This is a genomic window from Bernardetia sp. (assembly GCF_020630935.1).
Classification (GTDB): Bacteria; Bacteroidota; Bacteroidia; order Cytophagales; family Bernardetiaceae; genus Bernardetia.
Genome location: NZ_JAHDIG010000091.1, coordinates 1 through 15,611 on the forward strand (window position 1 = coordinate 1; position 15,611 = coordinate 15,611).

General features: G+C 33.0%; 14 protein-coding genes. 4 read left to right on the forward strand and 10 right to left on the reverse strand.

Features of this window, described 5'->3' with window-relative positions:
* Positions 1-118: 118 nt before the first annotated feature.
* The 5 genes from QZ659_RS18430 to QZ659_RS18450 all read right to left on the reverse strand — a co-directional run bounded on the left by QZ659_RS18430 (position 119) and on the right by QZ659_RS18450 (position 5,087).
* Positions 119-910 (reverse strand): HipA family kinase, encoded by a 792-nt coding sequence (locus QZ659_RS18430; RefSeq protein ID WP_291728160.1) that lies wholly within the window; start codon positions 908-910, stop codon positions 119-121.
* A gap of 2 nt (positions 911-912) precedes the next feature.
* On the reverse strand, positions 913-1,791 hold the full coding sequence (locus QZ659_RS18435; protein WP_291728163.1) for a ChaN family lipoprotein: 879 nt from the start codon (positions 1,789-1,791) through the stop codon (positions 913-915).
* Between the two features lie 52 nt (positions 1,792-1,843).
* Positions 1,844-2,476 (reverse strand): hypothetical protein, encoded by a 633-nt coding sequence (locus QZ659_RS18440; RefSeq protein ID WP_291728165.1) that lies wholly within the window; start codon positions 2,474-2,476, stop codon positions 1,844-1,846.
* A gap of 58 nt (positions 2,477-2,534) precedes the next feature.
* Entirely contained in the window at positions 2,535-4,511 is a 1,977-nt protein-coding gene (locus QZ659_RS18445; RefSeq protein WP_291728168.1) for an amidophosphoribosyltransferase, read from the reverse strand.
* 150 nt (positions 4,512-4,661) lie between these two features.
* On the reverse strand, positions 4,662-5,087 hold the full coding sequence (locus QZ659_RS18450; protein WP_291728170.1) for a PaaI family thioesterase: 426 nt from the start codon (positions 5,085-5,087) through the stop codon (positions 4,662-4,664).
* A 209-nt stretch (positions 5,088-5,296) separates the two neighbouring features.
* On the opposite strand from QZ659_RS18450, the gene QZ659_RS18455 reads away from it, so the two are divergent.
* The gene (locus tag QZ659_RS18455) at positions 5,297-5,704 is read left to right on the forward strand and encodes a DUF2809 domain-containing protein (protein WP_291728172.1); all 408 of its coding nucleotides are present in this window, start codon (positions 5,297-5,299) and stop codon (positions 5,702-5,704) included.
* 64 nt (positions 5,705-5,768) lie between these two features.
* On the forward strand, positions 5,769-7,703 hold the full coding sequence (locus QZ659_RS18460) for a peptidase M61 (protein ID WP_291728174.1): 1,935 nt from the start codon (positions 5,769-5,771) through the stop codon (positions 7,701-7,703).
* A 76-nt stretch (positions 7,704-7,779) separates the two neighbouring features.
* Here the strand turns inward: QZ659_RS18460 and QZ659_RS18465 are convergent, their stop codons facing one another.
* Positions 7,780-8,754 carry a hypothetical protein gene (locus tag QZ659_RS18465; RefSeq protein WP_291728176.1) on the reverse strand — a complete coding sequence of 325 codons (975 nt, stop codon included), beginning with the start codon at positions 8,752-8,754 and terminating at the stop codon, positions 7,780-7,782.
* A 326-nt stretch (positions 8,755-9,080) separates the two neighbouring features.
* Positions 9,081-10,316, reverse strand: coding sequence for a CHASE2 domain-containing protein (locus QZ659_RS18470; RefSeq protein WP_291728177.1), 1,236 nt, complete (start codon positions 10,314-10,316; stop codon positions 9,081-9,083).
* A gap of 296 nt (positions 10,317-10,612) precedes the next feature.
* On the opposite strand from QZ659_RS18470, the gene meaB reads away from it, so the two are divergent.
* Together meaB and QZ659_RS18480 are read left to right on the forward strand one after the other, a co-directional pair.
* Positions 10,613-11,623, forward strand: a complete 1,011-nt coding sequence (gene meaB, locus QZ659_RS18475) for a methylmalonyl Co-A mutase-associated GTPase MeaB (protein WP_291728178.1) — start codon at positions 10,613-10,615, stop codon at positions 11,621-11,623.
* A 221-nt stretch (positions 11,624-11,844) separates the two neighbouring features.
* The gene (locus QZ659_RS18480; protein ID WP_291728180.1) at positions 11,845-12,762 is read left to right on the forward strand and encodes a universal stress protein; all 918 of its coding nucleotides are present in this window, start codon (positions 11,845-11,847) and stop codon (positions 12,760-12,762) included.
* A gap of 43 nt (positions 12,763-12,805) precedes the next feature.
* On the opposite strand, the gene QZ659_RS18485 is transcribed toward QZ659_RS18480, so the two are convergent.
* The 3 genes from QZ659_RS18485 to QZ659_RS18495 form a co-directional block, all read right to left on the reverse strand.
* Complete coding sequence (locus tag QZ659_RS18485; protein WP_291728182.1) at positions 12,806-13,645, reverse strand: energy transducer TonB; 840 nt, start codon at positions 13,643-13,645, stop codon at positions 12,806-12,808.
* An 87-nt stretch (positions 13,646-13,732) separates the two neighbouring features.
* Positions 13,733-14,377, reverse strand: coding sequence for an energy transducer TonB (locus QZ659_RS18490; protein ID WP_291728184.1), 645 nt, complete (start codon positions 14,375-14,377; stop codon positions 13,733-13,735).
* Between the two features lie 154 nt (positions 14,378-14,531).
* Positions 14,532-15,350, reverse strand: coding sequence for an energy transducer TonB (locus QZ659_RS18495; protein WP_291728186.1), 819 nt, complete (start codon positions 15,348-15,350; stop codon positions 14,532-14,534).
* Positions 15,351-15,611: the final 261 nt, after the last annotated feature.

The window sequence follows — 15,611 nt, forward strand, 5'->3', positions numbered from 1 at the left end:
AGGATGCAAAAAAGCAACTTCTTGATAGGGATAAGGAAATTGCACAAGCAAACCTACGTTAAAAACTTCTCCCAAAACAGCAGAGTAACGATACTTTAACAAACTATATGTAAAAACCTTATTCATTTCTTATTTGTCTATACAAAATTTTCTCAAAAATATGACTGTTATTTTTCAAGTGTTGTAGATAGGGTTTGAAGCTATCTAATGGTGTTCTATGTCCATGCTTCACAAGCTCATGATGAGCTTTATCTAAACAATTTACGGAAATATGACGTAATGATTCTATAAAATGAGCAAAAATATCTTTTTCATCATATTGAAGGTGAAAAAATAGATGGTTTTTAAAATTATATAACCACTCTCCTCTTTGAATCTTTGTTAAATAACTTCCCTGAATGCCACATATACTCAACTCATGGTCAATGAGATAGTATTTTTCACTATTTATATCCAATAATAAATTTGGTTTTATAACTTTTCTATCTGAATTATGTATCAAATTATCAAAAGCATAAATTTCAGCTCTGTCATATTTATCTAAGCCTGACGAAAGCAAAGAATAAATTTGAGTATTGGGCAAATACAAAGAAGCAAACTTAACTCTACTGTCTATTATATCTTTTTCAATCAGTTCTTTTTCTTGGTTTGAAAGGGTAGTTATAAAAGTATCGCTAAAGTTAACCAAAGCCATTGGAGGAACAGATAAACCTAATTCTTTAGCTAAAATATTGGCAAAAACTTCATTGGCTACTGCTGGATATTGATTCAAAGTATCTTTTTTAAATACTTTAACCACATAAGTTTCTGTACTGTCTGAAACAGATACTTCAACAAGCCACGGTTTAGTAGAACCTCCTTCTTGAAGAACTTTTTTAAACTCAATAGCTTCATAAATAGGTATTTTCATTCTTAATACGTCCTTGTCATAGAAAGAGGTGTAACAATAGCAAAATCAGCAACTTCTGTTTTTTCTAGCTTGCTCAAATCTGCTTGGTCGGCTGCCGTGATGGTCATTATTTTTAAATCTGCATTATATTTTTTGAGATAATAGACAATACTCTCATAGTTATCAGAGTGATAAGAACCATTGAAATGCAGCAAAATTGGATTTTTAGAGTTAGCTTGAGCTGCTTTTTTATAATATTCATTGATTCGATACGCCATTGTTGCATCTTTCACAGCTTGTGCATAAGCAAAATTTGCAGCTCCTTGATGTACATTTTCTGTATGAGAATGCACTCCCATCATTTTGAGCATATTGGTGTAGGCTGGCATTTTCAAATCTACTTCTACTGGCAAAGGCATCATAAAACCTTTAGCATCACTTGAAAGGGAATCTAAACTAGAAAGCCCTTTTTTTGAAACTAAAGAAGCATAACGACGAGGAATATTTGTTGCTACAAAAGTGAGCTTGTTTTCCTTAGCAAACTCAACTAAGGGTTTGTAATCCGTTTTGTAATTGTTCCAAAGTCTAGCCTCTGCTTCAAAGTTTTTTTCTGTGATAATATCTGCCACATACTCATCTAAAATCACTTGGTTATCCGCTTCAAACATTTCTGCACCTAAAATAAGATGATTCTTACCCTTTTTACTTTGTCTTTCAGATGTTTTTTTATACAAATCTTTAGTAAGTTCAATTTGTAGCCAATGGGTAATTGGATTGTTATGACTTTCTCCAAAGAGAACAACATCATAATCTTCTGCCTTTTCTAAAAGAGCATTGTAAGAAGATTTATTTCCTTCTTTATCAAAAATTTGATATGCTGGTTTGTCAGTTTGAAAAGACATAAGGAAAAAAAGTAAAGCTAAAAATGAGAGACTATATTTTTTCATTGCGTTTTTAGAAAAACCCTCCTACTCGAATTTGTAGAGGACTAGCATACAAAGAATTAAACTCATCATAGAAAGGATTGTACAATGCCGAAATAGTAAATGCAGAACGACTACCAATTGGAATCGCCAAACCTCCACCAATGAAAAAAGATGGAAAAGATTTAGTTTTTTCTGTAATAAGTCCTGTATTAGGGTCTTGAAAAGGCTGTTTGGCAAATAGATTTTCATATTCTGCATGAGCAAACAAATTACCTGCACCCAAAAAATCTTCAGCAATCATATAACGAGAAAATAGACTTCCTCCATAAATACTTTGCTTGTAGGTTGGAGTAAAACGCTTATCGCTCCAATATTGATATGTACCTCCTACACCTACTGAAAACCTTGGCGTAATTCTGAAACCCACCATTGGAGCAACATTTATAAATGTAATTGTTCCAAAATTTGCTCCTACATTTCCACCAAAATAAAAACGGTCGATAAGACGCATTTCTTCCTCATCATCGTCGTCATCTTTAGTCTCTTTTTTGTCTTCTTCCTTCTTTTCTTCTTGTGGTTTTTCTACTTCTACACCTTCTACTTGTGCAAAAACTACTGAGCTAAAAAAGCTCAGTAGGATAACTAAAATCATTTTTTTCATAGTTTTTTGATTTTGTTTTAGCCATCAACGAGACATATATCTGTCGTTGAGGATAAGATTAATAAGCTCTAGTTTTTTTACCTTCCATAAAGTTAATAAAAGCCTGATTGGCAACTCGGTTTCCTCCTCTTGTTGGATAATTTCCTGTAAAATACCAATCGCCTAAATGATTTGGACAGGCTTTGTGTAGATTTTCCACAGTTTGGAAAACTACTTTTACCTCTGCTTTGATATTTTTTGAAATAATTTCGGCTACCTTATCAGAAACTTCCTTGTACTCAAACATGTCATACAATTCTTTAACATGATTGACTACCTTTTCTAGTGGTTGTTTTTTCGAAGCTAAACATTTTTCATATACATCATCCAACATATATTTCAAATGACGCTCTTCCAACAGTGCAAGCAAAGCTCTAAATACAACAAACTCATGTTGTCTAGACATATCAATACCATAACAATCTGGAAAACGAATTTGAGGAGCAGATGAAACAATGACAATTTTCTTAGGTTCTAGCTTGTCTAGCATTGTCAAAATACTTTTTTCTAACGTTGTTCCCCTAACAATCGAATCATCAATCACAACAAGTGTATCAATGCCTTTTCTTACAATTTCGTAAGTTGTATCATAAACGTGAGCTACCATATCATCACGCTGTGCATCACCAGTAATGAAAGTTCGCATTTTGGAATCTTTTATAACTAATTTCTCCACTCTTGGACGAAACGTCATTATTTTTGAAGATTCTTCATCCGAGAGTTTTTCATCTGGATTCAATGTCTTTTCACGCTGTGCAATCAGATGATGTTCTACTCCTTTTACTAAACCTAAAAATGCTGTTTCGGCAGTATTAGGAATATATGAAAAGATAGTATTTGCCAAATCATGGTCTATGGCATCCAACACTTGATGGTGAAGCATACGCCCTAACATTTTGCGTTCTGCATAAATTTCTGGGTCTGTTCCTCTTGAAAAATAAATTCTTTCGAAGCTACACGACTTTTTCGGTAACGGTTCTTGAAATTTAATAATTTCATACTCTGCTTTTTTATTCACTATTAAGGCATGTCCTCCTTCTAGTTCTTGAATTTCAGAATAATCACAATTAAATGCCGTTTTGATAGCAGGCTTTTCAGAGGCAGCCACAATAACCTCATCATTGATATAGTAATACGCAGGGCGAATACTTGCAGGGTCTCGGGCTACAAATGCATCTCCATGACCAGCCATCCCTACCATGACATATCCTCCATCAAAATCGTTGCAAGAACGCTGTAAAATTTTCTTCCAATCAATATTTTGTTCTACTTTTTCAATGATTTCTTCATTGGTAAGTGGATGATGAAACTGCTCTTCAAAATGTTGTTTTTCATCATTGTTTTTACCATTTGGACTTACATCAAAGGCAAGTTTTGCTTTCTTTTCTTGTTGGTATTGGGCGTAATAATGTTGATTTTCTCTATCCAAAAAATGCCCAATCTTTTCTAGTGCTGTAATCGTGTCGCCTTGTTCTTGTGGAAACTGTCCTAATTCTGCCAAATGTGTAAACAAATCTTCAGCATTAGTCATATTAAAGTTTCCAGCCAAAAGTAAGTTTCTACTTCTCCAGTTACTACTTCTCAAAAGAGGATGGCAAAAACGCTCATCGTTTGCTCCATACGTAGCATAACGCAAGTGTCCTAAAAATAGCTCTCCAGCAAAAGGAATATTCTTTTTTACCCATTTTGCATTGTAGTATTTTTTCCCTTCTTTTTGAGCCTTACTAAATTTCTTTCCTACTCTATTAAAAATATGATTGATAGGCTGTTCTTCAATAGAACGAAGTCTGTCGATGTATTGATAGCCTTTTTTCATATCAATTTTGATACTTGCCAAGCCTGCACCGTCTTGCCCTCGGTTATGTTGTTTTTCCATAAGCAAGAACATTTTATTGACTGGATAAGCAGGTGTTCCGTATTTTTCTATATAATATCCAAGAGGTTTGCGAAGGCGAAGAAAAGCAACGCCACATTCGTGTTTGAGAGATTCGCTCATAATAGCAGAAAATTATCTTTGTAGGTGTACGATAAAAAATCTTTTACAAAGATAATCATTAATCGCTAGAGTTGGTTTAATCTTTCACTTTGATTTTCAAAATTATTTAATTTATATTATTTTCTAACAATCTGGAAGACTGTTTTACAGTTAATGAAAACGCTCAACCACTGCCATCGTAATTCGGCTAATACAGGTTAGCTTTCCTTCTTCATTTGTCATTCTAATTTCCCAAACATGTGTTTTTCTTCCTACATGAACTGCTGTTGCTGTTCCATAGACCCATTTTCCTTTTGGAACAGGTCGGATATGATTGGCATTGATTTCTAATCCCATACAGGCATATTTTTCTGTATCAACGCTCATATTAGCTGCAATGCTCCCCAACGTTTCGGCAAGCACTACCGAACCTCCACCGTGCAGAACGCCCATAATTTGTGTATGTCTATCATCTACTGGCATTTTTCCACTAAGTGTGTTTTCTGTAACTTCTGTGATTTCTATGCCTAAAAAACTAACCATTGTGTTTTTCTGTCCTTCATTTATTTTTTCTACTGGGGCTATTTTTATGCTCATAATGCAAATTTAGATTTTAGATTGTTAATTTTAAGAATGTGGAGTTATGGGATAATCAGTGTAGCTAATTGATTTTTTTTAGGTGTAAAAACTTTTTAGCTATCTATATTTTAGAAACTCATAACACGCATTTAGTTTAAAATTCAAATCTACTAGAATAGTTTAAAATTATTTAAGGTAATTTTGAGACATAAAACATAACTTACTGCATGTCAAGAAATAGAACTCTTTATTTTCTGCTTTCCATAGCTATCGTCTGTATTGGTCTGTTATCAAGAACTGAAACAGCATCCCTTTTTATAACTAGCCATTTTGGAGACTATCTTTATTCTATTTTGATTTTTTTGATTTTTGGGTGGATTTTTAAAAATGTCCCAACGTACAAGATTTTGATAATTACTTTATGTTTTTGTTATGGTATAGAATTATTACAGCTTTATCAGCCAGCAAAAAATCATTGGTTTAATAGTTTGAGAAATTATAAACTAACTCAACTCTTTCTAGGAAATCATTTCAAATGGCAAGATATTGTTTACTATACTTTCGGTGGAATGAGTTGTTATTTTTTAGAACAGAAATTTACCTTTTCAAATCATAAAAAATCAAAACAGATATAAAAAATCTGTTCTTTTCATTCAAATTGTATTTTTATCTCAACTAACAATTATTAATTATTTTCTTATGAGGATTCCTTTATTTCGTTTGGGTAGTGGTCTTATGTTTTTACTCTATCTAGTTGCTAGTTTTTCTGTTTTGGCACAACAAGGCACAACAGGAGATGTTAGAGTTACTGAATTTTATCAAATTTCATACTCTTATACCCTTGACCTTACCAAAACTACCAACGACAAAGTGCCTGTTGAACTTGTGTTTAAAAACTTGTCTTCTTTGAAGGTTGGAGAGAATGAACTAATGACCACAGGAAAAGACTCCATTTCGTTTTTTATGCCCAAAATTGTCCCTGGCACGTATCATATCTACGACTTTGGTCGCTTTTTGAGTGATTTTAAAGTTACAGATATAAACGGAAAAGAAATCAAATTTTCTCATCCTAGCGATAACGAATGGCGTTTTCCAACCAACGGAGTATATAAAATATCCTATTTGGTAGATGATACTTTTGATTCAGAACTAGACAATAAAGTTTTCGAACCGGGGGGAACAAGCATTGAAGAAGATGTTTTTGTTTTGAACACGCATGGTCTTTTCGGATATTTGGAAGATTACAAACGCCAACCTTTTGAGATAAATGTAATCAAGCCTAAAAACTTCTATGGCTCAACGCCTTTAGTAGCTGCAAAATCTGACGAGAAAAAAGATACCTATTTGGTTTCAGATTATCATTTGTTGGCAGATTCTCCGATGTTGTATTGTGTTCCTGACACAGTAACTTTAAAAGTTGGGGGAGCAGATATTTTAGTTTCTGTTTTTCATAAACGAGGAAAAGTAAAAGCCAGTGAAATTTCAAAAGAAGTACAAAAATCTTTAGAAGCACAAAAAAACTATCTTGGAGGAACTCTTCCTATCAAAAAATACGCTTTTCTGATTTATATTTTTGATGGTTTTAGCAATTCAGGTTCGTACGGCGCTTTGGAGCATTCTTATTCTTCACTATATTTTTTACCTAACATGGGAGCTTCTCGCCTTGCTAATACTGTTGTAGAAATTGCTGCCCACGAATTTTTTCATATCCTTACACCTCTTTCTATTCACTCGGAGCAGATTCATTATTTTGATTTTATCAACCCTAAAATGTCTAAGCACTTATGGCTTTATGAAGGCGTTACAGAATATTTTGCTAATCACGTTTTGTTACAACAAGAACTCATTTCCTTAGATGAATTTTTAGATAAAATGCGTGATAAGGTAGTCGAAGCAAATAATTATTCTGATGTTCCTTTTACAAAGATGAGTTTGGGTTGTTTAGACGAATATGCTGATGAGTATGGCAATGTCTATGAAAAAGGAGCTTTGATTGGTTGGATGTTAGATGTTCGTTTGAGAGAACTCTCTGATGGAAAATACGGACTTATGAATCTTATGCAAGACCTTTCTAAAAAATATGGAAAAGATAAGCCTTTTGAAGATGACAAACTCTTTGATGTTATTGCAGAAATAACCTATCCAGAAATTCGCACTTTCTTTGCTGATTATGTAGAAAGCAATAAAGAACTTCCTTATACTAAATATCTGAAAACGATGGGTATCAACACGACAGGCGAAGGCACAGAAGAAGTTTTTAATTTTGGTAATATCGGACTTGCCGTTGACCCACAAACAAAAGAAGTGAGTGTTTTTAATTTGGATGGTGCAAATGAGTTTGGTAAAATGTTTAGGGAAGGCGATGTTCTCTTAGAAATTAATGGAGAGAAAGTAGATGCTACCAACTTCTTAGATTTGATAACCGAAGCGAGTTATAAAACCAATGAAGAAATGGAAATTTTGGTAAATAGAGAAATCAAAAAAAGACGCAAAACGAAAATGAAAAAGAAACTCCTCAAATCTAAGCCTGTATTTGTAGAGCAAGAACAAGATTTTGGATTTGAAGAAATAGAAGATAAAACACAAAAACAGAAAAAACTCTTAAAAGCATGGCAAAAGTGGGAGATTGAATAAGAACTCAAAAGTTTTATGCAACAAAAAAGTCTTCACGGAATTGTGAAGACTTTTTTAATGATTTAGAAATTAATGATTATTCATTTGTAGTAGCAGCATTCTTTTTCATGCTTTCATAGTATTCAATGATTGACTTTTCACTCATCGTAACACGCTCTGTAAAGCTATCATACAAAATTTTGTAAGTCTCTACTTCTGGAGCCAAAGAAATAGCCATTTTGTATGCCATTGCAGCTTCTGCAAAATATTCTTTATCTTCTAAGTATTGAGCTTTGATAAGATACCCTAAAGCTGTGTCATCACCAATTTGGTCTAATTGCTCACGAACATCTTTTTTCATTTCTTTCTCCTTCTTTACAACTTGCTCATGTGAAGGATATTTGTTTTCTCCACTTGGTAATTCTACTCTATACTTAACAACTTTATGGTCTTTTAGCTCAGGACGATTAAAGTCAATAGTATATGTATTATTACTTGTTATCTCTGAAAAAAGCTCATTATTACGTAAGTCTGTCAAAACTACACGATATTCTTTTACGTCAGCTTTCTTCAAATTATCTAAGCCTTCATAAACAAACCACTCAATTTCCATTTTATCTCCTAAAGCGTGTACTTTTTGTCTTTGGATAATAGTTATATCCTTAACAAGACCACGAGTTACAGCACCAGTCTTTTTCATGTGCTTGTAGCGATTGTCTCCACTTGCTTCTTCAGCAGAAGAAGTAAGTTCAGAAACTACATAGTTTGCATAACGAGCAGTAAGGCTAGAACCAGCACTTGCTTTGAGATTGCTTGCAAGCTCGTTTACTTTATATGTGCCTTTCGTGCGAAGTTCTACAGTTTGTCCGTTATTATGAAGAAGACCTAAATAGCCACCTTCTTCCATCACAATAACATCAGAATTATTGAGTTTAGAACCAACACGAATAGCGTTGTTAGAAGCTGTATTATTTCCTTTGGCAGTCAGAACACGAAAAGCATAGTTTTGAGCCATTGTAGTTCCACCAATAAGCAACATTAGAGCTACTAAAAATAGTGATTTTGTTTTCATAGTTTTAAAATTTAATTGCGATAAGGTATTTAATTGTATTTTTATAAAAAAATCAATTTATAAAAACAAGTTTTTATGTATATAAATTATAAATAATGTATTTTTCTAGAATTACTAGACTTTTTGTTAAATTTAATTTGATAAACTATTTATATTCAACACAAAAATCGAACAAAAAATAATTATATAGTTATGCTTACGTGAAAACTTGACAAAAAGATGTAAAGTTTCAAAATTTTGTTTGATTTTTCCATTTTTATTACTAGAAATAGATTTGAGTGCTTTTCACTCTTTTTAAATTTATTTCTCCTTTGTTATTCTATTTTTTATTCATAGGCACGAGTAGATTTAGGATACACATTTGCGAGAATAGCCAAAAATACTTCTAGCACATCTCCAGACAAAACCACTGCCAATACTCCAACAGTTAGTTCCATCATATAATTATAGTTAGCCAAAACAGATATAAAAATAAAGACAAAAATAATGACCTCCACAAGCTGTACGCCTTTTGTAATTACATCATACCACGTTCCTAGTTTTCTGTGGAAATAGATATAGGTAAAAAGTACAACATTAGCAAAACACAAAAGTACAGACAAAAAAATGGCTAAATAAGGGGATATCACATCAATATAATTTTCATGCATAATCATGGAAATCATATTGGCGTGAATCATAATTCCGTACATGTCTGTCGCTGCTCTTCCCACAGGACGTGAGTTCATTGGCGTATAATACCTATCATCTGTTCCATCATCAATGTTGTAATCTTCTCCCATATAGCCCATAATGACAATTTTGTCTTTGAAGACAGAAGGGTCAAAGTTTTCCTCCAATACCTGCATTGGGTTGAGTACCATAAACTTATCATAATCCCCACGATAATAAATGGTCTCAACATCATTTCCTCTAGCTAAAAGTTTTTCTGCTTTCTTAGGATACGCAATTTGCACCAGTTTTGTCGCAAAACTATACTCTATAGAATCTGTAGAAGACAAAGAATCAATTACTTTTTCTTTAGGAGAAACAATACGAGCTGTCTCAAACTTTGTATCTTCATCCGTTACAACATTTACATAACCTGTCTGAATATATTTTTGAAAAGGCTTGTGTGGCAATCCCAAACTATCAAAACCTTTTGTCTCTTCGTTTGGTTTTTCCAATTTTGAAGCAAAAACTATCGGACATCTTTGGCTTGCAATCTGTAAGAAGGCTTCCATTGTAGAATCTTGTTCTGGCTGCCTTGCTCCTTCTAAAAGTGCATCTAATCCAATTACTTTCGGACTGTATCTTGAAATGATTTCAATCTGTGCCCCCAAACCTGCTCTTGGCAAATAGCCAATATTTACAATCACTACATTTGTATCTCCTTTTACGGTCTTGTTATCTCTTATTTGAGAAAAATACACATCAGAAATTTTAAAATTATTGATGGTTTGCTCAAAAATATTGAGAAAATCAAAGTTTACGGCTATCGTTTGTAGCAAAAACATAAATGCAAAAATAGCTATTGTTCCTGTAAGCGTTGCAATGTTGAATATTTTCCGTAAAAAACGCATTATATAAAAAAAGTAAGTTGTGTTATTAAGTAATGAACAATGAAACAATTTCTCTGACCGACTTTTACCTCCACAACTACAAAGGTACAAATTATTTTTCTATACGTCTGTACGTTGTGAAAGGTTTTTACAGTCTCCAAAAAATCTAAATTCTATCTAAATTTTCCTTATTGATTAAATTAACATTTTTTTACCAAAAAAATGGAATCAATGTCTATATTTCTCTTACTTTTAAATGGCTTTTCTATAAATCACTACATTTCTACGACAAGTTTTATTTATCAACTCCATATTTTATGATAAGAAAAAGACGTTCACGACTAACACCACAAGAATATATTGATGGTATTTTATCTAAAAATCCATTTATTTTGAGTAGAGCTATTACGCTGATTGAAAGTCAGTTGGAAAGCGACAATCAGTTAGCTACACAAATTATTGATAAACTAATGCCCCATACAGGCAAGTCGGTTCGGGTGGGGATTACTGGTGTACCAGGTGTAGGAAAAAGCACATTTATAGAAACCTTTGGATTGTATTTGGCAGAATTAGAAAAACAAAATAAAAAAGTGGCAGTCCTTGCCATAGACCCAAGTAGCCAACGTTCTGGAGGTAGTATTTTAGGAGACAAAACACGTATGGAAAAGCTCTCTAATCATACAAACGCCTATATTCGTCCTTCGCCAGCAGGAAATTCTTTGGGAGGAGTAAGTCAAAAAACGAGAGAAACAATGCTTTTATGTGAGGCAGCAGGGTTTGATGTCATTTTGATAGAAACAGTAGGCGTTGGACAGTCGGAAACGATTGTGAAGGGAATCATAGATTTTTTTCTATTATTGATGCTTGCAGGGGCAGGCGATGAATTACAAGGAATAAAACGTGGAATTATGGAAATGGCTGATATGCTTGTCATTACAAAAGCTGATGGAGAAAATAAAAAAGCAGCCACTAGAGCAAAATCTCAGTACAAACACGCTTTGCACCTTTTCCCACCCAATGAAGCCAAATGGACTGTTCCTGTAGAGATATGTTCAGCTTTAGAAAATGAGGGAATTTCTGATATTTGGAAAAACATTGAGAAATACATTGAGCAGACAATCGAAAATAGATTCTTCCAACACAATCGCAGTCAGCAAAACAAACAATGGCTACATCAAACCATAGAAGAACGATTGAAAAGAGATTTTTATAAGAATGAAAATGTCAAAAATCAATTAGTAGAACTAGAAAATCAAGTAGCTAATGGAAACCGAAATGCTGTAGAAGTAGCTAAAGAACTTTTAGAAAACTATTATCAAGAAATATAAATTATACTAGATATTTTTAAATAGCCTTTTATTCAAATTGAATAATTTTAAGATATTGTATTGCTTAATTTCTCAAAAAAATGTATTTTGAGTTTGAATATTAATCCTATACTTTTCTATCCTACAAAATTAAGATTATACTGCTCACTAATTTTACTTTTTACAGCCTTTTTATTTGTCTTTCCTAACACATAAGAAAAGGCTATTAATTTAGAAAATGTATGATTTCTGTTCCAGACATGTTAGTTGAAGACCAAAACACACACGACACTACTTTAATTTCTAAAGAAAATATGGAGCATATTCTCGTTCCCATTAATTTTACCCCAGCTACTGACATTTCTTTAGCTCACGCCATTGGAATTGCTCAAGCCTCTCAAAAAACGGTTATTATGTGCCATTTTGTTACTTCAACAATACCGTTAGGCGCAAATGCAGTGCTACACAAGAAAGAAATTAAGGAAAAACATGACAAAGCTTACATGGAAATGCGTGTTTTACTCACTCAATATGCAAATCATACGTATGATGAAACTGCACAGCCTGTTTTGATTGAGCCTTTAGTGATGGAAGGACATCCAGATGAATCGATAGAAAAGATAGTACAAGACAATTCTATTTCTATGGTGGTTTTGTCGCATAAAGACAGTAACGAAATCAAGGATTTATTTTTAAACAATAAAGTAGTTAGGGAAGCTAATTGTCCTATTCTGACTATTCCAGAAGATGCTATTTACAAACCACTAAATCATGTGGTGTATGCAGCCAACTTCGATGGTAATGATGCTAAAAGAATACGAGATTTGATAGAACTTACCAGCAGTTTTGATGCAAAACTAGACTGTCTGCACGTCTGTACGGATGGTAAAAAACTGCGAGAAGAAAATGAAAAAATGCAAGAGCTGCAAGCAGAGTTTGATGTCGTTTTGTTTAGCAAACTTAGCTTTAAAGTGATTCGTGATTCGAAAAGTGTTACGGTGGGTTTAGAAAACTACCTTTCCAAGAACAAGCCAGATATGCTTGTTATGCTCAAAACAGAACAAAATTTCTTCAAAAAACTTTTTAGCAACAAGACAAGCATTCGGAAAATGGCTCTTGACAATGGAATGCCTATTATGATGTACAGAGAACCTAAATAGAGATAGTGATTAATGAATAACTATCCATCAATCACTAAATAATTTAATCTAACTTGAACATAATCGGTATATTCATCCTTACTTTTACTACTTTTCCACGTTGGCGAGCAGGAGTCCATTTAGGAGATTCCATCAAAACACGTTTAGCTTCTTCATCTAGCCCAAAACCTAAACTTTTGGTAACCTCAACATCTGTAATTTTACCCTTTTTGTCCACCACAAAGCAAAGAAATACTTTACCTTCAACTCCCTGTCTTCTAGCCTGCTTTGGATACTTTATGTTTTTAGCAATGTATTTATAAAAATTATCCATTCCTCCCTCAAAAACAGCAGGTTCTTCGACAATTTCAAAAATTTCTGGGATTTTTTCTGTTGTGTAAGTTCTTCTATCAATACTGGTTACATCAGTTACGATGTCTTTGATATTTATTTCTGGGTCTTCAATATTTATTTCAATAAGATTATCTTCAATATCTATCTTATCTACCTCAACTATCTCTGTTGGGCTAATAGGCTGAACCTTCGGAGGTGGTGGAGGTGGAATGTCTGTTAAGGGAGGAAGCTCAAATATTTCTTCTTCCATAATAGGTTTTGCATACGCAGATAAATCTTGCTCTTCTGTTGTTTGCCAAGAGAAAGCCATAAGAGCCAAACCAGCACTTACCATCATTCCAAAACCAAAAAGCATCTTTGAATAATTATGAATAGACATAGCAGCAAAACGCTTAGGAATTTCATCTATTCTACTATTTTTTTCATCTTGATAAGCAGAATCATAATTTAGAATGTTTCTTTGTTTATAATTTAGCCATAGACGTAAAAGAGAAACACCTGCCAGTATGGAAAAACATAAAATTGCACTTAGAGAAATAATGAGTGTCATAATTGTATATATTTAAAGTAAAATAGTTATTAATTTTCTTACTTTATACAATTCAAATACTTTAAAAAAGTAACATAAAACAATCCATTATTCTAAATTAAAAACTATCGGAATACGCATGGTAGTTTTTACTTTTTTACCACGCTGACGAGCAGGATTCCATTTTGGAGAATTTTTAATGACTCTTTCAGCTTCTTCTGCACAGCCTCCACCAATATCATTCGTTGCCTCTACATCTGTTATTTCGCCATGTCTATTAACTACAAATTTTACAGTTACTTTTCCTTCAATCTCTTGTTTGATAGCTTTTTTCGGATACTTCAAGTTATCATTGATATATTCATAAAAAGATTGCATTCCAGCTTGTGGCACAGCTTTACTCATAACTGCTAAAGGAAGCCCACATTCAATAGGCTCATCTTTAGTAGGTAGTGAAATTTCTAATGGCTCAGGTGCTTCTATACTATCTATCAAAATTTTTTGTACATAATCTATCTTAACAGGTTCTAACTCTTGTGTTTCTTTATTTTCTAAAAATACTTGCAAACAAACATTTTCTTTACTTTGAAATTCAGAATTATTTTTAATTACAAAATCTAATTTTTTATGAAGTTCTGTAAATTTAGCATTTTGCTGTTTTTGATATTGAAAAATATAAAAGATGAAAGCTGCGTTGGAAAAAAGTAAGACGGCTAGAGCTAGCTTAAGAAAGTTTGTTGATGTAGTTTTCATTGTGAGATATTTTTTAGTGATTAACTTTATATCAACACAATGCAAAACGAGATAAGAAGTAACACTTTATTTTTGGGAAATAAAAAAACCTATTCAAACAAATGAATAGGTTTTAGAGTATATTTTTCACTTACTGGGTAAGAGTTGCTTTATATTATCTGTCTAGTTTAAAGACAATAGGAATATTCATACGAACTTTTACAGTTTTTCCACGCTGCTTTGCAGGAGCCCATTTTTTAGACTCTCTAAGTACACGCTCTGCTTCCTCATCGCAGCCTCCACCAATACCTTTTACAGTCTTTACATCTGTAATACTACCATCTTTATCTACAACAAACTGAACAAATACTCTTCCTTGAATACCCATACGTCTAGCTTGTTTTGGATAGTTGAGCTCTTTCTGAACATACTTATAAAAAGCATCCATACCACCTGGGTAAACAGCACTTTGCTCAACAATAGTAAAAACTTGCTCTACTTCTTCTTGCTGACGTGGAGCTTCAATCGCTGTTACATCAGTTACGATATTGTCAATTTCAATTTCTACATCTTCAATCTTAATTTCGATATTTTCGTCTAGCTCAATATCATTTTCTACCTCCACAATTTCTTCTGGAGTAACTACCTGTACTTTTGGTGGTGGTGGTGGAGGAATGTTTGTAAGAGGTACATCAATTACTTCTTCTACCTCAGCTACTGGAGCTACATATTCAGCTAAATCTTCTGTGTCTTCAAATTTCCAAGTAAAAGCAACTAGCATCATTGCAATACTTACTACAAGACCAATACTAAAGAAAAGTCCTGAATAATAATTGGCATCTACATCGTAGTATTTACGAAGGATACCTATTTCTGGTTGTTTGAGGTCGCCAGATAATATTTTTTTTCCGTTGCTATCTAAAACAGCTTTAAAAAGAAAGATTAAACCAACTGAAATAGCAAGCAATCCTCCTATTAGTATTATACCTAACATATCTTATTCTAAGTTTTGAAGTGAAAAATAGTAATTCAAAAGTAAAAAGACTATTATAAAGTTCCTAATCTGAAATGATTTTTTTCTCAAAAAATCGCCTTTCAAATAAAATAGAAGTCTGTTTTGGTAGTCTTTCTACTCTTACAATCCCAAAAGTATTAGAAAGTAACAGAAAATCTTAAAAAAAATAATTTATTTTTTCGAAGGTAGTGATTAGTGATTAGTGATTAGTGATTAGTGATTAGTGATTAGTGATTAGTG

Coding starts and splice junctions, on each gene's coding strand:
- QZ659_RS18430 (WP_291728160.1), bottom strand. CDS start 910: ATGAAAATACCTATTTATGAAGCTATTGAGTTTAAAAAAGTTCTTCAA.
- QZ659_RS18435 (WP_291728163.1), bottom strand. CDS start 1,791: ATGTCTTTTCAAACTGACAAACCAGCATATCAAATTTTTGATAAAGAA.
- QZ659_RS18440 (WP_291728165.1), bottom strand. CDS start 2,476: ATGAAAAAAATGATTTTAGTTATCCTACTGAGCTTTTTTAGCTCAGTA.
- QZ659_RS18445 (WP_291728168.1), bottom strand. CDS start 4,511: ATGAGCGAATCTCTCAAACACGAATGTGGCGTTGCTTTTCTTCGCCTT.
- QZ659_RS18450 (WP_291728170.1), bottom strand. CDS start 5,087: ATGAGCATAAAAATAGCCCCAGTAGAAAAAATAAATGAAGGACAGAAA.
- QZ659_RS18455 (WP_291728172.1), top strand. CDS start 5,297: ATGTCAAGAAATAGAACTCTTTATTTTCTGCTTTCCATAGCTATCGTC.
- QZ659_RS18460 (WP_291728174.1), top strand. CDS start 5,769: ATGAGGATTCCTTTATTTCGTTTGGGTAGTGGTCTTATGTTTTTACTC.
- QZ659_RS18465 (WP_291728176.1), bottom strand. CDS start 8,754: ATGAAAACAAAATCACTATTTTTAGTAGCTCTAATGTTGCTTATTGGT.
- QZ659_RS18470 (WP_291728177.1), bottom strand. CDS start 10,316: ATGCGTTTTTTACGGAAAATATTCAACATTGCAACGCTTACAGGAACA.
- meaB (WP_291728178.1), top strand. CDS start 10,613: ATGATAAGAAAAAGACGTTCACGACTAACACCACAAGAATATATTGAT.
- QZ659_RS18480 (WP_291728180.1), top strand. CDS start 11,845: ATGATTTCTGTTCCAGACATGTTAGTTGAAGACCAAAACACACACGAC.
- QZ659_RS18485 (WP_291728182.1), bottom strand. CDS start 13,645: ATGACACTCATTATTTCTCTAAGTGCAATTTTATGTTTTTCCATACTG.
- QZ659_RS18490 (WP_291728184.1), bottom strand. CDS start 14,377: ATGAAAACTACATCAACAAACTTTCTTAAGCTAGCTCTAGCCGTCTTA.
- QZ659_RS18495 (WP_291728186.1), bottom strand. CDS start 15,350: ATGTTAGGTATAATACTAATAGGAGGATTGCTTGCTATTTCAGTTGGT.